Source organism: Aquabacterium fontiphilum (assembly GCF_009909205.1).
GTDB lineage: Bacteria > Pseudomonadota > Gammaproteobacteria > Burkholderiales > Burkholderiaceae_C > Aquabacterium > Aquabacterium fontiphilum.
The window spans coordinates 82498-109319 of sequence record NZ_JAAAPN010000007.1 but is presented as its reverse complement, the minus strand read 5'-3'; the positions used below and the strand labels follow the sequence as shown (position 1 = coordinate 109319).

General features: G+C 60.2%; 22 protein-coding genes. 18 read left to right on the top strand and 4 right to left on the bottom strand.

Translation table 11 applies throughout. From position 1 onward, the window contains the following. The first annotated feature begins 44 nt into the window (after positions 1 to 44). From mfd to GTZ97_RS09770, 11 genes are all read left to right on the top strand, one after another. Entirely contained in the window at positions 45 to 3539 is a 3495-nt protein-coding gene (gene mfd / locus GTZ97_RS09820) for a transcription-repair coupling factor (RefSeq protein ID WP_236651118.1), read from the top strand. A gap of 340 nt (positions 3540 to 3879) precedes the next feature. Continuing rightward, entirely contained in the window at positions 3880 to 4404 is a 525-nt protein-coding gene (locus tag GTZ97_RS09815; RefSeq protein WP_161650414.1) for a hypothetical protein, read from the top strand. A 924-nt stretch (positions 4405 to 5328) separates the two neighbouring features. Beyond that, positions 5329 to 6840: a caspase family protein gene (locus GTZ97_RS09810; protein ID WP_161650413.1), complete on the top strand. Its 1512-nt coding sequence runs from the start codon at positions 5329 to 5331 to the stop codon at positions 6838 to 6840. 170 nt (positions 6841 to 7010) lie between these two features. Next, a complete protein-coding gene (locus tag GTZ97_RS09805) occupies positions 7011 to 7394 on the top strand; it encodes a DUF3592 domain-containing protein (protein WP_161650412.1) in 384 nt (127 codons plus the stop codon). A 297-nt stretch (positions 7395 to 7691) separates the two neighbouring features. Further along, positions 7692 to 8570: an HNH endonuclease gene (locus tag GTZ97_RS09800; protein ID WP_161650411.1), complete on the top strand. Its 879-nt coding sequence runs from the start codon at positions 7692 to 7694 to the stop codon at positions 8568 to 8570. A gap of 128 nt (positions 8571 to 8698) precedes the next feature. Continuing rightward, the gene (locus GTZ97_RS09795) at positions 8699 to 9136 is read left to right on the top strand and encodes a hypothetical protein (RefSeq protein WP_161650410.1); all 438 of its coding nucleotides are present in this window, start codon (positions 8699 to 8701) and stop codon (positions 9134 to 9136) included. Between the two features lie 157 nt (positions 9137 to 9293). Continuing rightward, positions 9294 to 10256 (top strand): DUF2971 domain-containing protein, encoded by a 963-nt coding sequence (locus GTZ97_RS09790; RefSeq protein ID WP_161650409.1) that lies wholly within the window; start codon positions 9294 to 9296, stop codon positions 10254 to 10256. 300 nt (positions 10257 to 10556) lie between these two features. Beyond that, on the top strand, positions 10557 to 11576 hold the full coding sequence (locus tag GTZ97_RS09785) for a toll/interleukin-1 receptor domain-containing protein (RefSeq protein ID WP_201748240.1): 1020 nt from the start codon (positions 10557 to 10559) through the stop codon (positions 11574 to 11576). 224 nt (positions 11577 to 11800) lie between these two features. After that, positions 11801 to 12679, top strand: a complete 879-nt coding sequence (locus GTZ97_RS09780) for a restriction endonuclease (protein WP_201748239.1) — start codon at positions 11801 to 11803, stop codon at positions 12677 to 12679. 76 nt (positions 12680 to 12755) lie between these two features. Further along, positions 12756 to 13871, top strand: a complete 1116-nt coding sequence (locus GTZ97_RS09775) for a hypothetical protein (protein ID WP_161650406.1) — start codon at positions 12756 to 12758, stop codon at positions 13869 to 13871. Positions 13872 to 14003: 132 nt separating this feature from the next. Next, complete coding sequence (locus tag GTZ97_RS09770) at positions 14004 to 14405, top strand: hypothetical protein (protein ID WP_201748238.1); 402 nt, start codon at positions 14004 to 14006, stop codon at positions 14403 to 14405. An 884-nt stretch (positions 14406 to 15289) separates the two neighbouring features. On the opposite strand, the gene GTZ97_RS09765 is transcribed toward GTZ97_RS09770, so the two are convergent. Next, positions 15290 to 15976, bottom strand: a complete 687-nt coding sequence (locus GTZ97_RS09765) for a TfoX/Sxy family DNA transformation protein (RefSeq protein ID WP_161650405.1) — start codon at positions 15974 to 15976, stop codon at positions 15290 to 15292. A gap of 56 nt (positions 15977 to 16032) precedes the next feature. On the opposite strand from GTZ97_RS09765, the gene GTZ97_RS09760 reads away from it, so the two are divergent. After that, positions 16033 to 16968, top strand: coding sequence for a 1-phosphofructokinase family hexose kinase (locus tag GTZ97_RS09760; protein WP_161650557.1), 936 nt, complete (start codon positions 16033 to 16035; stop codon positions 16966 to 16968). 34 nt (positions 16969 to 17002) lie between these two features. Continuing rightward, positions 17003 to 17704 carry a phosphoserine phosphatase SerB gene (gene serB, locus GTZ97_RS09755; RefSeq protein WP_161650404.1) on the top strand — a complete coding sequence of 234 codons (702 nt, stop codon included), beginning with the start codon at positions 17003 to 17005 and terminating at the stop codon, positions 17702 to 17704. A 7-nt stretch (positions 17705 to 17711) separates the two neighbouring features. Here the strand turns inward: serB and rraA are convergent, their stop codons facing one another. Then, on the bottom strand, positions 17712 to 18209 hold the full coding sequence (gene rraA, locus GTZ97_RS09750) for a ribonuclease E activity regulator RraA (protein WP_161650403.1): 498 nt from the start codon (positions 18207 to 18209) through the stop codon (positions 17712 to 17714). A 311-nt stretch (positions 18210 to 18520) separates the two neighbouring features. Between rraA and GTZ97_RS09745 the strand changes: the two genes are divergently transcribed. The 5 genes from GTZ97_RS09745 to GTZ97_RS09725 all read left to right on the top strand — a co-directional run bounded on the left by GTZ97_RS09745 (position 18521) and on the right by GTZ97_RS09725 (position 23523). Beyond that, entirely contained in the window at positions 18521 to 20320 is a 1800-nt protein-coding gene (locus tag GTZ97_RS09745) for a glycosyltransferase family 39 protein (RefSeq protein ID WP_161650402.1), read from the top strand. Then, positions 20313 to 21065: a phosphatase PAP2 family protein gene (locus tag GTZ97_RS16985; protein ID WP_161650401.1), complete on the top strand. Its 753-nt coding sequence runs from the start codon at positions 20313 to 20315 to the stop codon at positions 21063 to 21065. The genes GTZ97_RS09745 and GTZ97_RS16985 overlap by 8 nt, the downstream gene beginning before the upstream one ends. Positions 21066 to 21098: 33 nt before the next feature. After that, complete coding sequence (gene nadA, locus GTZ97_RS09735) at positions 21099 to 22220, top strand: quinolinate synthase NadA (protein WP_161650400.1); 1122 nt, start codon at positions 21099 to 21101, stop codon at positions 22218 to 22220. A gap of 15 nt (positions 22221 to 22235) precedes the next feature. Beyond that, positions 22236 to 23144 (top strand): carboxylating nicotinate-nucleotide diphosphorylase, encoded by a 909-nt coding sequence (gene nadC / locus GTZ97_RS09730; protein WP_161650399.1) that lies wholly within the window; start codon positions 22236 to 22238, stop codon positions 23142 to 23144. Between the two features lie 94 nt (positions 23145 to 23238). Beyond that, positions 23239 to 23523, top strand: a complete 285-nt coding sequence (locus GTZ97_RS09725) for a late competence development ComFB family protein (protein ID WP_161650398.1) — start codon at positions 23239 to 23241, stop codon at positions 23521 to 23523. Between the two features lie 28 nt (positions 23524 to 23551). Here GTZ97_RS09725 and nadB read toward each other — a convergent pair whose 3' ends face one another. Together nadB and GTZ97_RS09715 are read right to left on the bottom strand one after the other, a co-directional pair. Beyond that, on the bottom strand, positions 23552 to 25198 hold the full coding sequence (gene nadB / locus GTZ97_RS09720) for an L-aspartate oxidase (RefSeq protein ID WP_161650397.1): 1647 nt from the start codon (positions 25196 to 25198) through the stop codon (positions 23552 to 23554). A gap of 20 nt (positions 25199 to 25218) precedes the next feature. After that, the gene (locus GTZ97_RS09715) at positions 25219 to 26790 is read right to left on the bottom strand and encodes an ArnT family glycosyltransferase (protein ID WP_161650396.1); all 1572 of its coding nucleotides are present in this window, start codon (positions 26788 to 26790) and stop codon (positions 25219 to 25221) included. Positions 26791 to 26822: the final 32 nt, after the last annotated feature.

Sequence of the window (26822 nt, the reverse complement as noted above, 5' to 3'; positions counted from 1 at the left end):
CCCGGCCACCCTTGTGCCCGGGCGCTTTGTCTTTTCTGACCGCCATGCTGCCCGCCCTGCCCCTGCCCTCGATCGCCCAAGGCAAACGCTACACCGTGCCCCGCCCTACCGGCTCGGCCGATGCCCTGTTGCTGGCGCAGTTCGCGCAGGCCCGCAAGGCCCAGGGGCAGTTGACCACGCTGATGACGGCCGATCCGGCCGATGCCGTGCGGTTGATGGACGAGATCGCCTTTTTTGCGCCGGGCCTGCGCTGTGCGATCTTCCCGGACTGGGAAACGCTGCCCTATGACACCTTCTCGCCGCACCAGGATCTGATCTCGGAGCGCCTGGCCACGCTGTGGCGCATGCAGCAGGGCGTGAAGGGCGAAGGCGAAACCGGTGTGGATGTGGTGCTGCTGCCCGCCACCACGGCCCTGACCCGGCTGGCGCCTCCGTCCTTCCTGGCGGCCTACACCTTCCATTTCAAGCAAAAGCAGAAGTTGGACGAGGCCGCGCTCAAGGCCCAACTCACGCTGGCGGGCTACAACCATGTCAGCCAGGTCGTGTCGCCTGGCGAGTACGCCGTGCGCGGCGGCCTGATCGACCTGTTTCCCATGGGCTCGCCCGTGCCCTACCGGGTGGACCTGTTCGGCGACGAGGTCGATTCCATTCGCACCTTCGACCCGGACACGCAACGCAGCCTCTACCCCGTGCCCGAAGTGCGGCTGTTGCCGGGTCGCGAGTTCCCGATGGACGAGGCTGCGCGCGGTGCCTTTCGCAACCGCTGGCGCGAGCGCATCGAAGGTGACCCGACCAAATCGCGCATCTACAAGGACATTGGCAGCGGCGTGGCAACAGCCGGCATCGAGTACTACCTGCCCCTGTTCTTCGACGAAACGGCCACCTTCTTCCAGCACCTGGGCGACCCGGGCAAAGGCGGGGCAGCCGTGGTGCTGCATGGCGACATCGACGAGGCGCTGCGCCGCTTCTGGACCGAAACGCGCGAACGGCACCGCTTTCTGCAACACGACCCCGAGCGGCCCATCCTGCCGCCCGAGACCTTGTTCCTGAAGCCTGAAGACTTCTTTACTCTGGCCAACGCCCATGCGCAGCTCGTGGTGCGCGGCAGCGAGCCGGTGGACTGGGCGCGCCCACTGCCTGCGCTGAGCGTGGAGCGCGGCGGGCAAGACCCGCTGCGCAAGCTGGAGCAGCACATCGCCCAGACGCCGGCGCGCGTGCTGGTGGTGGCGGAGAGCCCGGGCCGCCGCGAAAGCCTGATGGAGCTGCTGCGCGATCACCGCATCGACCTGCCCAGCCTGGACGGGCTGCAGGCCTTTGTGGACAGCGACCACCGTCACGCCATCACCGTGGCCCCGTTGGCCGCGGGCTTCATCTGGCACGACCCGACCCAACCCGAGCGCAGTCTGCACCTGGTCACCGAGACCGAGCTGTTCGATGCCGCTCCCGCCACACGCCGACGCCGCAAGCACGACCAAGCCACCGACATCGACACCCTGGTCAAGGACCTGTCCGAGCTCAACGTGGGCGATCCGGTGGTGCACAGCAACCACGGTATTGGGCGCTACCAGGGCCTGATCAACCTCGACCTGGGCGAAGGGCCTTCGGAGTTCTTGCACCTGGAGTACGCAGACAAGGCGGTGCTGTACGTGCCCGTGTCGCAGTTGCATCTGATCAGCCGCTATACCGGCGTGAGCGCCGAAGAGGCGCCGTTGCACAAGCTGGGCTCGCCACAATGGGACAAGGCCAAACGCAAGGCCGCCGAGCAAGTGCGCGATACCGCCGCAGAGTTGCTCAATCTGTATGCCCGCCGCGCCGCGCGCGAGGGCCATGCCTTCCGCTTCAGCGCGCAAGACTATGAGGCCTTTGCCACCAGCTTTGGCTTTGAAGAAACCCCCGACCAGCGCGCCGCCATCCACGCCGTCATCCAGGACATGATCAGCCCCCGCCCGATGGACCGCCTGGTCTGCGGCGATGTGGGCTTTGGCAAGACAGAAGTGGCGCTGCGCGCCATGTTCGTGGCCGTCACCAGCGGCAAGCAGGTGGCCCTGCTGGCGCCCACCACGCTGCTGGCCGAGCAGCATTACCAGAACATCGCCGACCGCTTTGCGCAGTGGCCGGTGAAGGTGGCCGAGATGTCGCGCTTCCGCTCGGCCAAAGAGATCAAGGGCGCCATGCAGGGGCTGGAAGACGGCACCATCGACATCGTCGTGGGCACCCACAAGCTGCTCAGCGACTCCGTCAAGTTCAAGCGCCTGGGCCTGCTCATCATCGACGAAGAACACCGTTTCGGCGTGCGCCACAAAGAGGCCATCAAGGCCATGCGCGCCGACATCGACGTGCTCACGCTCACCGCCACGCCCATCCCCCGCACGCTGGGCATGGCCATGGAGGGCCTGCGCGACCTGAGCGTGATCGCCACCGCGCCGCAGCGCCGCCTGGCCATCAAGACCTTCGTGCGTAGCGAGAACAGCAGCGTCATCCGCGAGGCCGTGTTGCGCGAGCTCAAGCGCGGCGGCCAGGTCTACTTCCTGCATAACGAGGTCGAGACCATCGAGAACCGGCGCGACAAGCTTGCCGAGCTCATCCCCGAAGCGCGCATTGCGATTGCCCACGGCCAGATGCCCGAGCGCGAGCTCGAACGCGTGATGCGCGACTTCGTGGCCCAGCGCCACAACGTGCTGCTGTGCTCGACCATCATCGAGACGGGCATCGACGTGCCCTCTGCCAACACCATCGTCATCACCCGCGCCGACAAGTTCGGCCTGGCCCAGCTGCACCAGCTGCGTGGCCGCGTGGGCCGCTCGCACCACCAGGCTTATGCCTACCTGCTGGTGCCCGATGTGGAAGGCCTGACCAAACAGGCCGCGCAACGCCTGGACGCCATCCAGAACATGGAAGAGCTGGGCAGCGGCTTCTATCTGGCCATGCACGACCTGGAAATCCGCGGCGCGGGCGAGGTGCTGGGCGACAACCAGAGCGGCAACATGATGGAAGTGGGCTTCCAGCTCTACAACGAGATGCTGGCCGAGGCGGTGCGCGCCCTCAAGTCGGGCAAGGAACCCGATCTGTTGTCGCCATCAGGCATGTTCGGCAGCAACACAGACATCAACCTGCACGCCCCCGCCTTGCTGCCCGATGCCTACTGTGGTGATGTGCATGTGCGCCTGAGCCTGTACAAACGCCTGGCCACAGCCGACTCAGTGGACAAGATCGAGACCATGCTGGAAGAGATTGTGGACCGCTTCGGCAAGCTGCCCGCCCAGGCCCAGACCCTGTTCGACACGCACAAGCTGCGCGTGTTGTGCAAGCCCTATGGCGTGGTGAAGATCGATGCGGCGCCCGGCGTGATCAACGTGACCTTCCGGCCCAACCCACCGGTCGACCCGATGCGCATCATCGAGCTGGTGCAAAAGAACCGTCACATCAAGCTGGCAGGCAACGAGAAACTGCGCATCGAAAAAGAGCTGAAAGACCCGAAGGACCGCGCGCAGTATGTGCGCGATCTGATGCGGCAACTCGGGCAGCCGCTCGCGCACTGACGGCGGTTCGCGAAATCTCCCGCCCATTGGGACCGGCCTGTGGGCAGGCCGCTCCTGCGCATGCGCGCCCACGCGGCAAGGCGCGGAAAGCGCCCCGTGCAGCACAGTCACACGTGTAGACTGTTCATCACGCAGAACACGACGCCACATATCCTGGGAGGGACATGGAGCCAAATGCCCATTACTGCTTGCGGGTCAAGCACTTACGACGGAACGGCCTGTCCAGGTTAGCCGTCACGCCGGCCCCTGCCTCACAGGTTATCCGTCACTTTTGGCGGCAAAAATCGTCGCTTTTGCGGTCTATATCCAGTTAGGCCATTCACCCTGTCTTGCCGACCAAATGAACAACTCTATTGATTTATTTGAGCTTGAAAGTCCGCTGGATCTCTTCAAGGAAGTTCAGAAGGCCATCGTCGAATATGATCATGAACCAACCAGTCGGGTGCTTTTGTTTCTGCTCTTTTCCTTGAATCATTTACGCGAATGGATTGCAGGGAGCAGCCATGAAGCGATGGAGAAAAAGCGAGCTACTGGTGCCGCGCTTTTGCCTCAAGAGCAACTTTACTTTGACATCGGTGCATTGGAAGAGTTTCGCACCATTAAGTCTTTATGCAATCGAAGTAAGCACCACAACGTCAAGCGCGGTGGCAGCACATCTGTGACGAGAGGCATGACATGTGACAGCCCCTGCACAGATTCGCTGGGGCAGGTCTACTACCGCATCGACGGAGTTGACTCTCGAGAAATCTTCTACCCTGTCATGCGCAAGTACTATGAATGGTTTGTAAATGAATTGCCTCCCAGGCAGGAAACACAAGAAACTACGCACCCAATGCGTGATGCATCTATCACCAGCGTGGATTGACACGTAAAGTACAACACCAAAAATGCAGGCCGTCGTACTATCAAAACCTTCCACTCCGCGCCCCAGCCTAACTGTCAGGTCAACGCGGACGCAACCAAGGGCCATGCCTGCGGCATTTTCATGGCCCTTGCTTGTGCCCTCCGCCCTGGCGGGCTCCGGCGCCGGTTACCTTGGTAGTTAGGCCCCTCCGGCGCCAGTTACCTAGTTCGTTAGGCCCTCCTACAACTCGTCAACAAACAAGAATGGAAAGCATTCTTAACAATCTGCGCGATCCTGCGTGGTGGTTTACCGCCTTCGTTCCAGCGCTATTGATCATGCTCGTCCCGCGAGTTTGGAGATACCTCTCGCCTATAGTCCGCCGGTTGTTCCGAGGCTCCCGGGCCAAGTCGCTTCGACGAGTCCGCGAACTTCGGCGTGACGATCTGCTTATTCAGAGGGAGATGCTCTCTGCCCAAGCTGCCTTCTTTGTCTTCATCATGTTCGTCGCTGTCGGACTTGTACTGCTTGTACTTAGTCCATTCAGCACACAGCCAGGTGTCAACCGGCTTTTCGCCTTTCTCCTAAGTCTTCCCATTTTTTGGTCAGAAGGCGTATGGCTGTGGAAGGATGTTCGCGTACAAGAGCTGCTTAAGTTTCGGCGGCGACTTGCCCCTCGCAGCAGAGGAGGGTCCACACCGTGATGCGGACTTCACACGTCAAGTGCGACCCCCAACACCCAAGCTAGCCACTATGAAAGCCGTGCCCCTGCCCCCCTGCCTAACTGGGCGTTCAACGTGGACGCCGTCATGGGCCATGCCTTCGGCATTTTCATGGCCCATGACGGTGCCCTCCGCCCTGCGGGATCCGGCGCCAGTTAACTAAGGCGTTAGGCACCGGCAGTAGTTTTGAGCACAGCAAAATATCTTCATCACACAGGAGATTAACTTGAATATCGCAATCCTGATTGGAATATCAAACTACCTATCAGAAATTCCATTACCCGCCTGCAAGCTAGATGCAGAGAACATGCGAACACTGCTGTCCGCAACCAGGAAATATGACGATATTCAAATTATCACAGACCAAACAACCGCAAGCCAAGTCAAAGACTCGCTGAGAAGTTTCTTTGCAAAATACCAAGACAGAGAGGACATCGAAGAGGCCTTCATTTACTTCTCTGGCCACGGCCTATTCCAGAATGATGCATTGCTATGCTGCAGTGACTTTGACTCCGCTCGACCCGCTACAACATCTATAAGTAACGCAGAGCTCGACGACCTCTTGCGAAGCGTAAAGCCTAATGTGGCCGTCAAAATTATTGATGCATGCCAATCAGGCTCACCTTACATTAAGGATGCAAACGCGGGATTTGAAAAAGCACTCGGCCGCAGTCAACTGAAGTCATTTATCTGTATGGCATCAAGCCGACAGGATCAATCCTCCTATGCCTCTGCCACAGAAAGTTTCTTTACATCCAAATGGATAGAGGCGGCACTATCGAAGAGGGAAGGGGCCATCCTTTATCGGGACATACAAGCAGCACTCGCAGATGCCTTCGTAACCTCCAGCGATCAAACACCATTTTTTGTCAACCAAGGCAGCGGATTGGAAGTCTTTTGCCATGTCGGTGAAGATATAAGGTCTCTGCACGACGCACGAACCAAGTCGACGACTGCTGAAAAGCCAGAACTCACCATCGCCAATCAGATAGAGATAGAAGTTAGGCACCGCGATAGCCAGTTTGTGCCCCACGAACAGGTTTTGCAAGCAATCGAGTCAACCAAAACGAGCATCATTAACGCAAAAATATCTGACTCAATCGTAAGCCGCTTTTACTCTCTCTCCGCAAAGATAGATGGCAAACTTGCGCAAATTCCAAAATCAAAAGCCGTCGCAACCTTTGCTGACGAGCAGGGCTGGCCCAAGAGGTACTTTGCCAAAGTCAGCCAAGAAGCATACAAAGTTCGCGTCCCCAAAGATCCGATTGGCTCAATCTTAAGTGGTGGCCTAGGGAGGAAATGGATAGTAACGAAAGAGAATGATGACGAATACATTGTTGAAACTCGTTATCGACCCAGCACACTTGAAGTTACTGAGTCATTGCCCATGGAGGTGGCCGAACTCTCACTGGTTTCCCAGCATCCCTCCCTTCCGGCATTCAACATATATATTGGGCTCGTGCACTCCCTTACCGATGTAATGGTGCTTTCAGCAACCGTACGCCTTACTCAAAAAGGGTGGAATGCAAAAGCACCTGAACTTTCCGAGGTTCAGTGGAAATATCAGAGCTATCCGTGGCGCAGCGTGGTTGCTGATCCAGACATCGTGTGGCGAGAAGCGGCCCGGAACGGTGAACTAGACATCCGAAAGTACCTGGAATCATTAGCCACTCAGACTGAAGCAAACGCTGAAACTGCATTGGTTGCGAATGCCCCGCCAAATCCAGCGCCTAACTGATCGGTCAAGCGGACGCCAACAAAGCCCATGGCTTCGCCATTTTCATGGGCTTTGATGGTACCCTCCACTCGCTGCGCTCCTTCCGGCGCCGCTTACCTTGGGCGTTAGGCCCAAAGACCGCTCATTGCATGCCCGCCCTTATTCGTATGCACACTACCGCCATGGTTCTCATGGCCACAGCTCTCGCCGGTTGCTACAACAACGCATCGGAGTTCCAAGCGTTGGCGGAGCGAAGCGTTCCTATCGAGGGTACGGTCTACTCGTTGAACTGCAATAACCACGGACAGTATTGGTACGAGTTCTACTTCAACGGCAAGCGACACATTGGCACCAATGAGCCCAACGCCCCAAAGCACTGCACCGACGTTAGCGTTGGAGCAAAGGTGACGGTACACGTCGACCCCAAGAACCCAGACGTCCACACGCTTGCGACTCCGAGCGTGGCCTACGAAAGTAGGCGCGGATTTTATGTACCAACATGGGCCATCATCGTGATCGGTGGGCCACTCATCATCGCCTTTCAAGTTTGGCAAGCGGTGCGTCGCTCAAAGTGACCTGCCGCCCTCGCCGCACGGGTTAAACGTACGTTAGATTGAGGCATTCGTCAGCGCGTGGCTGACGCCATACGCAAAGGGAGGCGTGATGGCACGGTTCATCTCGGAAGCTGCCACTGCAGCTGATCGCACACACCAGGCTGGCGCCTCGTGTGTGGGCTCGCTGGCCGCGCAAAGGCCCTGCTACTTGCACCTTGGCCTAACTGGGCGTTGCAGGGGACGCTCACACGTCGCATCGCTCCGGCCATGCCTTATGGGCGCCCCTGAACTTGGGCGTTAGACATTTCAAGAGCGTCAATGCCGTACTGCCCCTATACAAATTCGCTCCTAAGGCAGGATCAGTGCTCTCCTGAGCACATCATTCCTTTGGCTTTGGGAGGTCTGAACGCCTTTGTCATCCCAGTTGACAGAGCTTTCAACTCTGCTGTTGGAAGCAAAATAGATGGCGCAATGGCAAATGACTTTTTCATTCTCAATCGCCGAAACAAGCACGCGACAAAAGGACATAGCGGCAAAAAACCAGTTTTTGTAACAAAGAATGCTCGGGGAATGAGTAGCAATCGCCCGTTACGGATTAGTTTGGATCAGCACGGAGGCCTAAAAGCTTGGGATCCAATATCAAAGACGGCATTCAATAATCAACTTCCCGAGAACATAACGTTCTCAGTTGAAGTTGACATCCATTTATGTATTAGGTTCTGTGCAAAAGTTGCGCTATCAGCAGGGCAATTTGTTTACGGAGAAAAATTTCAACACCACGTAAAGCATGATGAATTGCGAATGCTGATGAACAGATCTCTCAAAGAATTGAGGGATACATTAAAAAATTTCGAGACATTAGTTGACACCGATCTGCAATCGGAAAACCAACCTCAAGTTCAAATATTTCGAAAAATATGCGAACTGGCGTCGCCCTATTCAGTTGTAGGCTTAGTTCCAAGCAAGAACAGATTGGCGGTTTTTGTTGGGGTTCTGGGAAGGTATGTTGGCATGCTGAACGCGCCAGCATTTACAGATGAGTTGCCGCATGAAGGTGATTTCGATTTGGGTCAAGTTATATATCTAAATCCAGATCATGGGTTAGTAAAAATGTCATTTCGGCGAGTTCTGGTCGAAATAGTATCGCCTAACATTAAAATATCTGCAAAACAGCCGCTTGAGGCGAAAAATGTCTAACTGTAGGTTGAACGCGGACGCCAACAGAGGCCATGCCTTCGGCATTTTCATGGCCTCTGTTGGTGCCCTGCGCGCTTCGCGCTCCGGCGCCGGTTAACCAGAAGTTAGGCCACTCAATAAATCGACCTATGCAAACCGTCACTATTCGCATGGACCGCGTATTCGATGTTCAGCCAAAAAACTTCTCAGAAAACACTCGAGAGACCTGGTTTAGTTTTGAATCGGATGGGGAGAAATATTTCTCGATTTCGGTGAAGGGAAATCCCGAATTGATTTCCGGCCAAACAATCACCGCTGTTTTGGATCGAGAAAACGATTGGCAAAAAGTCCTGGGGATACGAATACATGAGACCGGAAAAATACACGCACCGCACGTCGATTTAAATTTATGGATACTGTTGCTGATCACATTCTTTGCGGGTGTGTTGTACATGGATCTGCAATATAGTCGTCCAGATGCAGTGCTACCGGCATTTTTTGGCTACCTTCTCATAGCAACTTTCTTTGTACATAACGCAGTGTTCGCTAAACGCATCCGTCGGGCGTTAACAGCCGACGCACAGTGAGCCGACGTGAGAAATCAGATAATCATCAAATATGGCACTTGATTACGCTTTAATTGCGTCCGATCATTCCGGCCGATGCCTAACCGGTTGTTCAACAGGACGTCTACCGGCTCCGCCGGCAGTCGCCTGTTAACGCGGGCGTTAGGCCCATTAAACCATGTCTGTTGCCTCACCCCTTGATCCCAAAACAAGATTATTCCGGTTTGTGTCTTTATTCGATTTTTACGAAATAGCAGGACGAAGAAGAATTCGTCTATCGAAGTTCGCCACCTTTGAGGATAAAAACGAGGGCGTTGGTAGCATCTTAGTAATGCAAGACAACACCATTTTTCGACAAAAGTACATCGATAGAGCAGAAATAGAGAAGGAGCACGCCCTTACAAGAGAAAATCACTATGCCACATGCTGGACTACCGAGCCGGACAGCATAGCAATGTGGTCTCTATATTCTTCTGATAAATCCGGCATTCGCGTCAGCACGACTGCAGGCAAGCTATGCGATGCTCTGAATAAGTGCCTGAGCCAGAGGAGTTGGACAAATCATGCCCACGAGCATGGGACGAGAGCTCCGATTGCCTGGCACTACCAAGTAAAACCGGTGAGGTATGTAAACTACTTTACGCTAAGAGACGTCATCCGTGAGCGCTACAGCAAATCCCACAATGCAACAATGGAAAAAGCTAGCGCAGATCCCACGTATCTTTCTGACCCTACCAAGTTTCGCGCTGACTATCTTGAATTTCAGGCTAACAGCGCCGCAAATGGTGATGGTGTTTTCTTAAAAGACGCCGCCTTCAGCCACGAACGCGAAGTTCGTGGCGTGCTTTATGCCGGCGTCCGCAACGATCTCCCTCATGAAGTGTGGCTCAAAAGAAATAATCCTCTTCAAAACCTCTTCGAATCGGCTCAGGCTGGTGAACTGGAAGACTACATCTTCGCTGAAATCCCTCATGACTTCATAGATTCTATTTGCTTTGATCCAAGAATGCCTCAGTATAAGCAAGACATCCTCACGAACTTATTGCCTACCCAAGGTTACACGGTTGAACATTCAAAGGCATTCGGCTATGCATTAGCGCAAGAGTCATTTGCATCCAACTACGATGGTCTTTCAGAGTAATGCGTGGCTCAAAAATGTGTAGCAACACCTAAAACTAATATCCGTGGTGCGTGCGTTTTCAAACACGAAATGCGACACTCAAAAGTGCAGGCTTACGCATTATGAAAACCTTCCACTTCGCGCCCCAGCCTAACTGTCAGGTCAACGCGGACGCAACCAAGGGCCATGCCTTCGGCATTTTCATGACCCTTGCTTGTGCCCTCCGCCCTGGCGGGCTCCGGCGCCGGTTACCTTGGTAGTTAGGCTTCATGGCGAACCATTCGAGAGCCACCCCCAACCACAACTTTTGTGGAGAACAACTTGGCAGAAGAAAAAGACGTCATTGACACCCCCCTTACCAAAGCCGCCAACCCGCTGGTATTTATTAGCCACGACACTCGGGATGCTGAATTAGCGGAAGCCTTTAGCAATCTACTCAAGAGCGTAAGTGCAGGTGTACTTAAATCTTTTCGCACCTCGGACAGACGAGGCAATCAGGGGATTGAGTACGGGGTTGAGTGGTATCCAGAGATCATCAAAAACATTCAGTCTGCGTCTGATGTTGTGTGCCTGTTAACTGACCGCAGCGTTAACCGGCCATGGATCCTCTTTGAGGCAGGCATGGCCAAGGGAAAGCTGGACACGCCCATCCTGGGAGTTGCGCTCGGAATCGAGCTCAAGAACGTTTCCACAGGGCCATTTGCGCAGTTTCAGAACTGCGGAGACGACGAAGACTCTTTAACGAAGCTGGTGTTTCAACTAGTGAATCGAATCCCTGGGTCTGAGCCCGACCGGGACACGATTCGCTTCCAAGTAGGGAAGTTCAAAACTACCGTTGATGGCATTCTCAGCACTTTGTCTGCTGGCTCGCCGCAGCCTCACGCATCAAAGCGCCAGAACATCGACGAAATCGAAAACTCTTCTGCGAAGCTTTTCGAAGAAATCAAGATCATGTTCCAAGATCTTCCCTCGAGAATTGAGCGCAGCGAAGCCTCCCGCTCCATGAAGCGCCGTCGTCGCTTTCATCCCGGAATGATGGAGGAACTAATGTTCGGCTCGAAAAGTCCATCACTTGGCATTCGTGTCGGCCTAAGCTTGCTACGAGAAATAACGCCATGGATCTACGATGAAGGGAATGTTCTTCTGGCGAAGTTGCAGGCCGCCAAGACACCCGCAGCGAAAAAGCGTGTCATAGGCGAGTTTGAAGAACTCCTTATGGTTAGCACCCACAACCCCTACATAGAAAAATTCCTGGTCGACAATGAGGAAGACTTCAGGCTTGTTCGAGAGGTGCCAAGAATGATTCTCCATGCACTTGAACGTATGCTGCATGAAGCATGATTTCTAAAAAAAGCCTAAGTTGACGAATCAAGCAAATGCAATATTTTTGCATTTATCACCAGCCTAACTGGGCGTTCAAGCGGACGCCAACACTGGCCATGGCTTCGCCATTTTCATGGCCAGTGTTGGCACCCTACGCCTTATCGGGCTCCGGCGCCGCTTAACTTGGGCGTTAGGCCTCAGAATCATGCTCTATGACGTTCCCTAGTGATATCAAGCTGTGCATGCGCGAGTGCATCCTGAAGGTGCTATGGCCAAAGGACGACATCGTCTCGTTCTTCGAGAACAACAGTTGCACAAAGTCGGACATTCGAGCGCTTGGTGACTACAAGACCATGCATCGCTACGCAATCGTCGATGCCATGTTCGATCATTTGTCCGCGAAACCTGATGAAGGTCTTGGCCAGTTCCGGGCAATGCTTCAATCGCTGCTCAACTGGAAGCAGTTTGATTCCTACTACTTCGACAAACTAAAGAAGTTGGACAGATCAGAAGCAGAACGCTCAATTGCTCAGCTAAAGATCCTGCAAGAGATTCGCGATCACAAAATACAGGAACAGCGCAAAGAACGGGAGCGGAAAGAAGCAGCAGCCAGATCTCCGGCGGTCACTCTCCCTAATCTGAAGGCCCGCTTTATCTCCCTACTTCAAGGAGAAACTGCGGGAGCGAAACGTGGTTATGCACTGGAAGAAATTCTTCAAGAGCTAGCCAAACTCAATTCGCTAGATGTCACGGAACCGTTCCGTGTGAACGGTGAACAGATCGACGGGTCGGTCAAGTACGACGGCGAGCACTACATCATCGAGGCGAAGTGGCAGGACAAGAGTGCGGCGAACGAGGCGGTCTATCAGTTCGCAGGCAAGATCGAGGGAAAGATGTATGGGCGCGGCCTCTTCTTTTCGATCCACGGCTATAGCGAGCATGTTGTTGGATCGCTGGTAGCTGGCAAAGCAATAAAGACTGTGTTTATAGATGGTGCAGACTTGATCGTAGTCTTGGAAGGACTAATGACTTTTTCACAGATGCTGGATCGCAAAATCAAAGCAGCCCAAACGAAGGGCCTCATCTACATCGATGCCATCACGGGCAAGTCCAAGCTATGACGCCTAACATGTTGTTCAACAGGACGTCTACCAGCTTCGCTGGCAGCCGTCTGTTAACGTGGCGTTAGGCAACTACATGAGCGATGAAAACATCACTGGAGCAGTATGGGTACCGATTACGCCAGAGGACTACATGGCACTTCGGAATTTATTAAATGAAGCATCCCCACTCGTAACAGGAAACTACGAGGACAGTTATTCATTTGATCTCTCGGAGTACCTTTCTGCCGGAAGAATCGGGGGTGTGGAATTCAAAGCACTGTTTGATAGAAATCTGCTTTCACCTCTGGCTGAGTTGGCCTCGGGGAAGCGCCTCGTGGGCTCCATAGAATCAACCAAAAGTACCCGCATTGCATGCGCTTGCGCAGCATTCTGCATACTAGCCGACATTCTTATCGAGCCATCAATGGCGCTTTATGAATATGGGTCAACACAAGGAAACTCGGCTGCACTAGAGGATTACTCCAACTTCAGGATAGCCGACAACGCAGACCCAGCATTTTTTATCGATGTGGCCCTTGGTCGCGCAGACCAAATCCCGCAGGATCACTTGTCTGATATCCGATCAGACCCTTCCGTACTCACGCCATCAATAGAGTCGAACTTTGAGAAGCGACTGACGTTATGGCGACCTAACTACCTGTACGTGCTAAAGATTGCAGCACTTAGACGCGGAGGGCTCCCTCCTCTTGATGCCGCCCTTGAGTTTCACCGCTGGCAGGCCGAGGAGTCTTTCTATAATGCGGCAGCATCTTTATATTGCATTGCGTCCGCATCGCATCAGCCTCCAAAAGGTCAAATGCTAAAAGGCATCAACTCACCTTCGACGGAAAAACTAAGAAGGGGTTTAAGGAACGCCACCTGGGATATATGCCTAGTTCAGCAATTCGGCAAGTATTCGTCCACCCCCAACGAGGCGTCTTGGAGTCTTTGGTCGCTTGATGTGGCAGTTCGCGCCATCGCTAAAGCTCTCCTCGCACGTGAGGAGCAGTCTCAGTACGATGCGTTGGCAGATTTCTATAAATGTTGCTGGGGTCGTGATGGACCGACTCTTCACGCGTCTTACCTAAATTACTCCATGCGAGCGAAAATCGGCAGCGATGCTAGGCGCCAAGCGACTTCGGTAGCATTCGCACGAATTAACGATGATATTTGTAAACTGGAGGCGCAGCTTGGCATCAACGTTGCCTAACTCGGCGGTCAAGCGGACGCCAACAAAGCCCATGGCTTCGCCATTTTCATGGGCTTTGTTGGTACCCTCCACCCGCTGCGCTCCTTCCGGCGCCGCTTACCTTGGGCGTTAGGCCCCATCTGCTGTGCGTTGATGAACCTCGAAACTCTGGTCCGTATCGGCTCACTTTGCTTGCTACTCGCCTCCGCCGAGACTTTGCACGGCATTGCCAGGACCGCACTTGTTACGCCTTGCATCGGCAAGGAAAGAGCAATCAAACTCAGTGCAGTGACCGGAACCGTTCTTGCCTTTGGAATTTGCCTGTTTCAGGTGCCGAGCATCGGTCTGCACACGCCATTAGCGCATCTGGCCTTAGGCATCGGCTTAGCGCTGTTCATGGCTGCCTTCGACATTGGCATGGGTCGATTGCTCATGCGTAAGCAATGGCGCAAGATCTGGCCTGACTTCGATCCCCGCACAGGAAATTATCTAACTTACGGCCTCGTATGCTTATGCTTCATTCCCTTAATGGTTTGGCTCCTGCATAGTAACTAGTCCCAGTCCGTCTATGAAACAGAAACGCCGTGCCTTCGCGCCCCAGCGCGGATTGACACGTGAAGTGCAACACCCAAAAAATTCGGGCTATGCGTACTTTTCAAACCTTCCACTCCGCGCCTCAGCCTAACTCGGCGTTGCACGCGGACGCAAAAACCGGCCACGCCTTTAACATTTTCAGGGCCGGTTCTTGTGCCCTCCGCCATTACGGGCTCCGGCGCCGGTGAACTCGGTGTTAGACCTCAACAACGTATGCCGATTACTCCATTCCATTTTGGGCTGGGCGCTGCACTACATGCTGCGTCGCCTCGAACTGTCAGCTTCCTATCGTTTTGTGCAACCAATGTGCTTATCGATTTGGAATCGCTCTATAACTTGGTCCACCACAGAAACCCAGTTCACGCCTTCCTGCACACATACGCAGGAGCAACCTTAGCCGCGTTGGGTGCGATCACCATGTTCCTTGCACTTCGCTGGTTTGCATCTCGCTTTTGGCTCCCCGATCTCTTTGGATGGCGCTCACTGGGAGTAAAGCAAGTGGCGGTCGGCGCATTTCTCGGCGCGTACACCCACGTGGCGCTCGACAGCATCATGCACAGCGACATTGCACCATTTAGCCCCTTTAGTGCCAGCAATGGTCTTTACCGAATCGTCTCCCTGGACCACCTTCACCTGCTTTGTGTCTCCCTGGGCATCATTGGCTTGGCTGTCATCTGGCTAAGGCGTGCTCTAGCTAAATCAAGTCGATCGAACTAGGACGCTCACAAGAAAATCAGCATTTCGTGTGCCGCAACACTTTCCACTCCACGCCCAAGCCTGACTATCAGGTCAACGCGGACACGAACCTTGTCTGAAGCTGATGGACAACCTCGCAGAGAGCGCCCTCACCCTCGCAACAGCTTCAAATCCTCCAGCGCCATCAACAGACTGGCCCGGTCGGCTTCGGCCACCTCCTGCCAAGGGCGGTCGCTTAGCGCGCCTTCGATGGCCCAAAGCAGGTTGAGCGAGGCTTTCGGCTCGCGCTGCCGGACTTGGTCGAACGCGCGCACGGCGCCCAGTTTGCGCAGTTGAGCCGGCGTGCGGATGCCCGCGTTCAGCAGCATGGCGGCGCTGGCCGGCCCCAGGTTGCGAAGCTCGGCCAATGCGGCGCCCGCTGTGGTTGATCGCGTAGCCCGGGCCTTGCTGCCGCTGGCTGCAAGCCGACGCCCTGCCTTTTTCGACGTCGCTTTCGCGTTCGCGCGCACGGCCGCCTCAAACCCCACACGCGCCCATTGCGCCATGATCTGCGGGTCTTCAAACGCGTCCGGCGGCGCCTCGTGGTAGCGCAGGCTACCGGTCTTGCCATCCTTGGTCACGTAGGTGAAGGGCGGCAGGCCCTGGGCGTCAAACAGCGCCTGGTTGTCGTCATCCACCTTGAGGTACAGGCGCTCGTCGAGCAGCAGCGCAAACATCAGCCCATCGCGGTAGAGCCCGTGGCCGCCGAACATCGCGCGCGCCTGCACGCTGGCAAAGGCGCGCATCAGGTCGACGATGTGCTGCGCAAACGCTGCACGGGCGAGGGATCGGCTCATGCCCGCATTGCACCACATCACCCCGGCGTGGCATGCTGGTCATGAAAGAGCCCCGCATGACCGCCATCCTCACCCTGACCTTCAATCCGGCACTCGACATCTCGACCACGGTGCCACGCATCGAGCCCTCCCACAAGCTGCGCTGCAGCGAGCCGGTCATGCACCCGGGTGGCGGCGGCATCAACGTGGCGCGGGTGCTCAAGCGGCTGGGTGCGGAGGTGCGGGCGGTGTTCCCCTCAGGGGGCCCCACGGGTGCCACACTGGTGCGGCTGCTGCAGAAAGAGGGCGTGCCCATGCACGTGGTGCCGACCTCGCAGGACACACGCGAGAGCTTTTCTGCCATGGCCACCGAAACGGGCGACGAATACCGCTTCGTGTTGCCCGGCCCCACGCTGCGCGCGCAGGAGTGGCAGGCCTGCCTGGACGCCTGCCTGGCCAATGCGCCTGCCTACCTCGTGGCATCGGGCAGCCTGTGCCCAGGCATGCCGGATGAGGCCTACGCCATGCTGGCCGAGCCCTGTCGAGCGCAGGGGACGCGTCTGGTGCTGGACTCTTCGGGACCAGCCTTGCGGGCTGCGTTGGATGCTGGCGTCTTCCTGTTCAAGCCCAGCCTGCGTGAGCTGCGGGAACTGACCGGGCAGGCGCTGACCACACCGGCTGAGCGGCTGCAGGCCTGCCGTCAACTGATCGCACAAGGCAGCGCCGAAGCGGTTGCGCTCTCGCTGGGCGAGGCCGGCGCCATGCTGGTCAGTGCCGATGAGGCCTGGTCTGCACCTGCGCTGCCCGTGGCTGTTCACAGCACCATCGGCGCGGGCGACAGCTTTGTGGCCGGCCTGGTCTGGGGCTTGTCTCAAGGCCAGCCGCTGCGCGACGCGTTTGCGCTGGCCATGGCCGCCTCGGCCGCCGCGCTGGCTGCGCAAGGCACCGCCCTGTGCGACCCGGCTACCATCCAGCGCTTGCGCCCTCAGGTGGTTCCCACCCCGCTTGCCTGACGCCATGACCCCAGACAGCGGGGATAATTCGGTCATGTCTACCGAATTTGCTCCCGGGCTGGTCATCCAGCGCTTCACCCCGCCGCTGCGCCTGACCGATTTCAAGGTCATCGCGTTCGACATGGACTCGACCCTGATCAGCATCGAGTGCATCGACGAGATCGCCGACGCGGTGGGCAAGAAGGCCGAAGTGGCCGCGATCACGGAAGCCGCCATGCGCGGCGAGATCACCGATTTCAAGGACAGCCTGCGTCGGCGTGTGGCCCTGCTGCGTGGCGTGCCGGCCGAGGCCTTGCAGCAGGTCTACGACGAGCGGTTGAAGGTCAACCCGGGTGCCCATGAGCTGATGGCGGCAGCCCGCGCGGCCGGTCTGCAGACGCTGCTGGTCTCGGGCGGCTTCACCTTCTTCGCCGACCGCGTGCGCGAGCGCCTGGGCATGCACGAAGCCCATTCCAACACCCTCGAGATCGAGGGCGGCCTGCTCACCGGGCAGGTGCTCGGCGACATCGTTGATGGCGAGGCCAAAAAGCAGCACATGTTGGCGCTGTGCGCCCGGGTGGGCTGCGCGCCGTCGCAGGCCATTGCCGTCGGCGATGGCGCCAACGACCTGCTGATGATGGGCGCCTCGGGCCTGAGCGTGGCGTATCACGCCAAGCCGAAGGTGCGCGAACAGGCGATGGTGGCGATCAACCAGGGCGGTCTTGACCGCCTGCTCGAAGTGGTGTCTGCGGCCTGACGGCCTGTCAGATCAGCGCCTTCGAGGCAATCACGATGCCGTCTTCGTCGGCATACAGCCAGTCGCCGGGGCGCACCCACACGCCCTGAACCTGCACGGCCACGTCGCTCTGGCCCTCATTGCGCTTCTCGGTGGGCAGCGGCATCAGACCCAGCGCCCGGATGCCCACATCGCATTCGGCCAGCTCGGCCGAATCGCGCACGCAGCCATCTACGACCACACCGGCCCAGCCGTTCTTGGCCGCGGCCTTGCCCAGGTTGCCGCCCACCAGCGCGCGGCGCAGCGAGGCACCGCCGTCCACCACCAGCACGCGGCCGTGGCCGGGCGAGTCCACCGCGGCCTTGACGAGGGTGTTGTCTTCGAAGCATTTCACCGTCGCGACCGGGCCGGCAAACTTGATGCGCTTGCCGTAGTCCTTGAACACCGGGGGCAGCACACGGAAATCGCCGTCCGTGTCGTTCTTGTGGGCATCGCAGAGGTCGCAGGTCGCAAAGTCGAGGCTCATGGCTGTTCCTGATGAAGGTGGCGGATACGGGGATAGGGGAACTGGGGAATCGCACACATGGCCACGGCACCCCGTGCGGGGCGTGGGCCTTTTGCATCATTATCGCGCTCGCGCCCCTCAGTTGATGCGGTGCACCACGGCTCGCGCGCCCCCCGCCCTATCATCGGTCGCCTGTACCCCTCATCCGGGGCCCTCTAGGCGAAAGTGCCAATGCGCTGCAGGCTGCTTGCACCGCACAGTACGGGTGCCGGTATGGCCGGTCGTCGTTCCCTGCCGTTCTGCGGCGTGGCACCGCAGCAATCAGTACCCCCATGGCCACCACCACTGCTCCCGCTACTCGGTCGTCCTCCTCTTCTACGCGCACAGCGGGCCGCTGGCCCAGCATCGTCGGGCCGCGCCTGTGGATGCTGCTGGCTCTCCTTGCCGCGCTGTTGGCCATGCGGATGGGGATGTTCAGCTTTTCGAGCATGTCGCTGTTCTTGGACGAAGCCCAGTATTGGGACTGGTCGCGCGAACTGGCCTGGGGCTTCCATGACAAGCCGCCTCTGATTGTGGCGCTGGTGCGGCTGAGCACCGCCCTGTTCGGCTCGGGCGAACTGGGCGTCAAGGCGCTGGCCATGCTGTTGTATCCCATCACGGCCTTGTGTCTGGTGGGCTTCGCCCGCGCGCTGTGGCCCACCAGCAGCGGGGTGCGCACGGGCATCGTCGCCGCGGCGCTGTACATGACCCTGCCCGGCCTGGCCGTGCTGGGCCTGCTGGCCACGACCGACGCACCGCTGCTGCTGTGCTGGGCGCTGGCCTGCTGGGCCCTGTGGCGCGCCCAGGTGACCGACCGTCTGAAGTACTGGGCATGGCTGGGCGTGGCCGTGGGCTTAGGCCTGCTGAGCAAGTACACGATGATGGCCTTCGTGCCCACTTTCATCTGGGCCTTGTGGGGCATTCATGGCCCGAAGAAAGGCATCCTGCGTCTGGGCCCCTGGGCCACGGTGGCCATTGCGCTGGCCGTGGTGTCGCCTCACCTGGCCTGGAACGTCCAGCACCATTTCCCAACGCTGCACTACACCGCGCAGGTCACGGCGGCGCAGGACGCAGCCGGCGGCCCACAGGGCGCCCTTGGTTTTCTTGCCGGTCAGATCCTGATGCTCGGGCCGCTGACCATCCTGGCCGGTCTGTGGCTGTGGTGGCGCCCCGTGCCGGCCATCACGCCCGGCGCCGCAGGGCCCACACGGCCATCTTCTGTCAGCGCTTCGCAATGGGCGAACAGCACCCAGCTGTCGTCCCGCCTGGAAGGTGCCTCGGCCCCGCCCTCCACGCTGCTCACCCAACCGGGCGGCGTCGGCCAGCGCAAGCCTGTGGCGCGCGGCTCGGCCTACTACCTTGCGGCGGTCAGCAGCTACCGCTTTCTGTGGGCTTGCAGCGTGCCCTTGCTGCTGATTGCGTTGGTTCAGGCTTTCCGGGCTGGCTCGCTAATCCACTGGGCCGCGCCGGCCATGGTCGGCCTGAGCCTGCTGGTGGCTTCGCGCCTGAGCCAGCCCATGGTTCCGCTGGCGGCGCCGCGTCCGAACATCTGGCTGATGATCGTGCTGGCGGGCAACATCGCCGGCAGCGTGGGCACGGTGTACGTTCGCGAGCTGGTGGGCCCCAACCTGCCGGCCCAGGCCGACGTGCTGGCACGCACGCGCGGCTGGGAGGCGGTCTTTCATCAGATCACACCGGCGGTCAACGAGCCGGTCGTGCGCGGGTTGCCCTTCCTGACCGATGATCCCGAGTTGATGGCCCAGTCCATCTACCACCTGCGTGGCATGCGGTTGCAGCATCTGTACTGGAACCCCACCGGCGCCCAGACCCATCACTACGCCACACAACAGAGCTTGCCGAACCGGGTGGGCGCCGATGTGCTGCTGCTGACCCATCCTGGCCAGGAAGCCGCCATCGCAGCGCGCTTCGCCTGGGTACGGCCGCTGCAAGACGTGGTGGTGCGGACGGAAGACGGCGCCGAGCGGCAGTTCAAGCTGATGCTGCTGCGCGGATTCCTCGGCTACGATGACGCCACTTACCGTCAGCAAAGCGGCACCGCCGCGCCCAGCATGGAGACCCCGGTGAATGACTGACCCCCGCGGCCGCGCGCCCTCGGACGCGGCCCTGGAAGAAGCCCAACGGCTGGATCGCTACCTCTGGGCCGGATTGCTGTTTTCTGCGGCGATATTCGCCAAGTTCCCCGCGCTCGACCTGTTGGTTTCGTCGCGTTACCACCACCCCGAGCGCGGCTTCGTGCTGGGAGAGGCGACCTGGGTGCAGGCCCTTCACGCCTGGACACCCCGGGTCGGCCTCACGCTGGTGGCCCTTTTGCTGCTGTTTCTCACACTGAGCCCGCTGCTGGCCTGGGTGCTACGCCACCGTGCGGGCTGGCGCGATCACTTGATGGGCTTCGGCCGACGCACAGCCATCCTGGCCCTGCTGGTGGCAGCGTGCGGTCCGGGCCTGCTCAGTGAGGGTCTGACCAAGCACACCGTGGGGCGCCCCCGGCCAGTGCAGACCGACGTCTTTGGCGGCGCCGCACCGTTCCAGGGGCCATTCCAGATCGGCGACAATCCTGCCGTGCACCGCAGCTTCGTCAGCAGCACGGCGGCGGCCGGCTACGCCCTTTTGGGGCTGGGCCTGGCATGCGGCCCGTTGTGGCGACGCCGTTGGTTGCTGATCGGGCTCGCCACGGGAAGCGTGGTGGGGCTCGGCCGCATCCTGCAAGGCGGGCACTATCTCAGCGACGTTGTCTTTTCGTTTTATGCGGTGTGGCTGGCCAGCCTGGCGATCAGGTGGGCTGCCGACTCGTGGTTCCCCCCGCGGTCGGCTGCCTGAAGCACAGCATACGCCGCGCCGCCCGTGAGCACCATGGCCACCCCACTCACCGTTTCATACGATTACGACCGGCAGGATGCCCAAGGCGCCACCTGCACGGCCCACGCCTGGGCCAAGGTGCCGCCCGCGCTGGATGCCGAGACCAAGGCGCAGGTGCGCGCGCGCATCAAGGAGCAGCTCAAGGCGCACAACGCCGTGCTCGTCGCGCATTACTACGTCGACGGCGACATCCAGGATCTGGCCCAGGAAACGGGTGGCTGCGTCTCGGACTCGCTCGAGATGGCCCGTTTCGGTCGTGATCACCCCGCGCAGACGCTGATCGTGGCGGGCGTGAAGTTCATGGGTGAATCGGCCAAGATTCTCAGCCCCGAAAAGCGCGTGCTGATGCCGGATCTCGACGCGACCTGCTCGCTCGATCTGGGCTGCCCCGCCGACGACTTCACAGCATTCTGCGATGCCCATCCGGACCGCAAGGTTGTGGTGTATGCCAACACCAGCGCGGCCGTGAAGGCGCGTGCCGACTGGATGGTGACCTCGTCTTGTGCGCTGGCCATCGTCGAGCACCTCAAAGCGCAGGGCGAAAAAATCCTGTGGGCGCCTGACCGCCACCTGGGCCGCTACATCGAGAAGCAGACTGGCGCCGACATGCTGATGTGGAACGGCGCCTGCATCGTGCATGACGAGTTCAAAGCACTCGAACTGGATCTGCTGCGCAAGGAGCACCCGAAGGCCAAGATCCTGGTGCACCCGGAGTCGCCCGAAAGCGTCGTGGCCCAGGCCGATGTGGTGGGCTCGACCTCCCAACTGCTCAAGGCCGTCGTCGAGATGGATGCGCCCGAGTTCATCGTCGCCACCGACAACGGCATCCTGCACCGCATGCGCCAGATGGCGCCGAGCAAGGTGCTGATCGAGGCGCCCACGGCGGGCAACAGTGCCACCTGCAAGAGCTGCGCCCACTGCCCCTGGATGGCGATGAACGCGCTGCAAGGCATCCTGGATTGCCTGGAACAAGGCACGGGCGAGATCACCGTGCCCGAAGACATCCGCGCCAAGGCCCACGGCTGCATCGACCGCATGCTGAACTTCGTGGCCCGCAACCCTTCTGCGATTGCCAAGCCTGCTCAAGGCTTCGTACCCAACATCGGCGCGGCCTGAGCCGCCCGGATCATCATGTTCGATCACAACGAAACCCTGGAAGAAGCCCGCGCGCGCAATGTGCGCGACGCCCTGTTCGAAGACGTGGGCGTGTGCGACTGGACGGCCCAACTGGTGCCTGCCGGCCAGCGCGTCAAGGCGCGCCTGATCGTGCGCGAACCCGCCGTGCTGTGCGGCCGCGAGTGGTTTGAGGCCGGCCTGTTGCAGCTGGACGCCAGCGCCACGGTGCGTTGGGCTTACCAGGAAGGCGACTGGATGCAGGCCGACACCGAGGTGTGCCTGATCGAGGCTGACGCGCGCGCGTTGCTGACGGCCGAACGCCCGGGTATCAACTTCCTGCAGACCCTGTCGGCCGTGGCCACGGTGACTCGCCGACACATGGAGGCCATCGAAGGCGCCTCGCCCAACCCGCGCGGCTGTGTGGTGCTCGACACGCGCAAGACGCTGCCGGGCCTGCGCCTGGCGCAGAAGTACGCCGTGCGCGTGGGCGGCGGCGCCAACCAGCGCCTGGCCCTGTATGACGGCATCCTCATCAAAGAGAACCACATTGCCGCAGCCGGCAGCGTCACGGCCGCCGTGAAGAACGCGCAGGCGCTGGTCGCGGCCCAAGCCTCACCGCTGCGCGAGCAGATCACCATCCAGGTCGAGGTGGAAAACATTGCCGAGTTGCGTGAGGCGCTCGAAGCGGGCGCCCGCAGCGTGCTGCTGGACAACTTCAGCCACGACATGATGCGCGAGGCCGTCGCGCTGAATCAGCAACTCACCCAGGGCGAGGCCTTGCTGGAAGTCTCAGGCGGCGTGACCCTGGAGCAGCTGCGCGGCATCGCCGAGACGGGGGTGGACCGCATCTCGATCGGCAAGCTGACCAAGGACGTGCGCGCCATCGATTTTTCTCTGCGCGTGCTGGAAAGGCTGGCCGCCTGACGCCGCGCGCACGCAAATCCCCATTTTTCACGCCAGGGGCGGCTGCCGCTCGGTCACACTGTGGTGTGGCGCCCTGAGGCGCTTGAGCCGAGCCATGCCCGCCGATTTCACGTCCCTGCACAACTTCTACGAGCACCAGGTCATCCAGATGGTGATCGACTTGGCCCCGCACTACCCCGTGCTCACCGAGTCACAGCACCCGGACGTGGCCTGCGTGGCGCTGAACCGGCTGCCGCCCCGCTACATCCGCCACAAGGTGGATCTGGCGTTTCACATGACCGAGAAAGAGCGCAACGACAACGAGCAGTTGGTGCGCGAGGCGGTGGCCTTCGCGTTCGAGTTCGTGCAGGCGCGTTACGCGATGCGCGCGCGGCGCTGAGCCGCCCTGGCCCGCGCCTCTGAGCGGCTCAGGGCAGCCAGGCGTCCCGCTTCTTGGGCTTCTTGCACAAGATGGTCGGAAAGCTCACCGGCAGCGTGCGCGGGTAGTCGCGGCTGAAATGCAGCCCCCGGCTTTCCTGCCGCGACAGCGCCGAGCGCACGATGAGCTCGGCGCAATCCACCAGGTTGCGCAACTCCAGCAGGTCGCGGCTCACGCGGAAGGCGGCGTAGTAGTCGTCGATCTCCTGGCGCAGCAGCTTGATGCGATGCAGGGCCCGCTCCAGGCGGCGCGTGGTGCGCACGATGCCCACGTAGTTCCACATCAGCAGGCGCAACTCGTCCCAGTTGTGGGCGATCACCACCTCTTCATCGGCGTCGGTGACCTGGCTTTCGTCCCAGTCGCGCACACGGGGCGCTGCATCGGGCAAGCTGGCCTGGATGTCTTCGGCACAGGTGCGGCCCAGCACCACGCATTCGAGCAGCGAGTTGCTAGCCAGACGGTTGGCACCGTGCAGGCCGGTGTAGGTGGTCTCACCGACGGCATACAGCCCGGGCAGATCCGTGCGGCCGTGCAGATCGGTCACCACGCCGCCACAGGTGTAGTGGGCTGCGGGCACCACGGGGATGGGCTGCGTCGCGATGTCGATGCCCAGCGACAGGCAGCGGGCATGGATGGTGGGGAAGTGCTCCTTGAGGAAGGCTTCACCCAGGTGCGTGGCATCAAGCCAGACGTGGTCCAGGCCGTGCTTCTTCATCTCGAAGTCGATGGCTCGGGCGACGATGTCACGCGGCGCCAGCTCACCGCGCTCGTCGTGCGCGGGCATGAAGCGAGTGCCATCGGGCAGGCGCAGGATGGCGCCCTCCCCGCGCAGCGCCTCGGTGATCAGGAAGCTGCGCTCTTGCGGGTGATACAGGCAGGTCGGGTGGAACTGGATGAATTCCATGTTGGCCACCCGGCAGCCGGCCCGCCAGGCCATGGCGATGCCATCGCCAGTCGACGTATCGGGGTTGCTGGTGTAACGGTACACCTTGCCCACGCCGCCCGAGGCCAGCACCACAGCCGAGGCAGCCAGGGTCTCGATGCGGCCGTCGGTGATGTCGAGCGCATAGACGCCATGGCAGCGGCCCGCTTCATGCGGACGCATCACCCCTTCTTGCGGCGCGCGCTTGAGGTGGCGGTTGGTGATCAGATCGATCGCCATCCACTTCTCGCGCAGCGTGATGTTGGGATGGCGCTTGACCTCGTCAAGCAGCACGTCATGGATGGCCTTGCCGGTGGCATCGGCTGCGTGCGCAATGCGGCGCACCGCATGCCCGCCTTCGCGCGTCAGATGCAGACCCAGCGGACCATCCGGATCCGGAGAAAACGGCACGCCGCGCTGCACCAGCCACTCCACGGCCTCGGCGCTGTGGCGTGCGATGAATTCGGCCGTGCGCTCATCGACCAGGCCGGCGCCGGCCTCTTGGGTGTCGCGCACATGGGATTCGACGCTGTCGTCGCTGCCCAGCACACCCACGATGCCCCCCTGAGCCCAGGCGGTGGCGGCCTCTTCCAGCTGGCGCTTGGCCAGCACGATCACGGGCTGGCGGTCAGCCAGGTGCAGCGCCACGGTGAGCCCGGCCAGACCGGCACCAATCACCACCACGGGCAGGGAAGAATCCGTTACACCAGACATGAATGCGACACACCTTGAGGCTAGGGGTGAGGCGGGATTCTATCGCCGCCCTCCACCGGACAGCGCGCGGCGCCGCAAAGGCGTTGGCAGAAGGGGCAATCCCACACGGGCAACCAGTCGGGAAAGGCGTAGTAGCGGGCGTTGACAGGCAGCAGCACCGCCTGCCGGTAGGCCGGGTAGTTGAAGCCCGTGCCTTCCACCGCGTAAAAGGTGGCGCCACGCTGGGTGACGGTCAGCAGGCGCACCGAATCGAAATAGGCGCGGTAGGGCGCGAGATCCGGCTCGCGCACCTGGAGGATGCGCACCGTCCGGCCGTGCAGCGCGGCGTAATCGACGTTGAGGTCGTCCTGCCGGGCGTGGACGCTGCCGGGCCCCACCACCGGCACATGGCGCCCCAGCGCATAGCCGTACACGGAGCCGGAACCGTACGAACTCGCGGCGATCACGACGCCAGGCGCATCGAAACGGGCCACGATGGCGCGCGCGTCCACCGCGTTGACGATGCGGGGGTAGAGCTTGTGACCCTGCCAGTGGCTCAAGGGCACGGCCGCCAACACCGCCACGACGAGCAGGTGCAGCGCCAGAAAGGCCGCCATGCCCTGCGCTGCCCGGCGCCACACGGCTTCAGGCCACACCCACACAGCCAGCACGAACAGGAAGGGATAGAAGGCCATGACCCAGTGCAGCCCGATGTCCTTGCGCAGCGCCACCAGCGCAAAACACAGCAAGGGCACCAGCGCGGCACACGCCGCCAACGGCTGGGCGCGCAGCGCACTGCCCCATGCCCGACGATGGCGCCAGCTCAGCCAGAGCCACACCGGCCCGGAAAGGTAGGCCATCATGCCGACAAAGGCCAGCAGGCCCGACCACGACAGCTCGCTGCCCTCTGTGCGGTTGACCAGGTTGAACATGATGTTCGTCCAGCAGTGCTGGAGGTTCCACACCACGTTGACCACGGCGGCCGGCAACGCGCAAGCCACCAGCACGATCAGCCCGCGCCAGCGGGCCCTCGCCCATCCGGCGAAATAGACCAGGTAGGCCACGCCCAGCAGCACGGCAAAGTACTTCGACAGAAACGCCGCGCCGATGCACACCCCGCTGAGCGCGTACAGGCCCCAGGGCATGCGCCCTTGGGCCGCGCCGTGCTCTGCCCGCACCAGCGCCGCCACCGAGGCCGCGACCCAGAAGATCAGCGGCGTGTCGGTGGCCACGAGCGAGACCAGCCAGTTGAACGGCGTGAGCCAGAACAGCAGCACGGCCCAGGCCGCACGCGCCCTGTCCATGGGCGACCACGCCCACCAGATCAGACCGCCGACGGCCAGTTGCAGCAACACCGCCGGCATGCGCACGGCCCAGGTGGCTTCGCCCAGCAGCGCCCTGGCACCCGCGATCCACCAGGCCACCATGGGCGGGTGGTCGTAATAGCCGTAGTCCAGAAACCGCGACCACCAGTAGAAGAGCGCCTCATCACCCGTCAGCGGCAAGGCGGCAGCCAGCGCCCACCGCGTGGCCAGTGCGCCCAGGGCGACCCACCACAACCAGCGGGCGGGCGGCAAGGTGGCGGCAGAAGCCGCTGGGTGGGGCAGGCGCATCGTGTCAGTGGCAGTCGGGCTGTGAGCCGCGA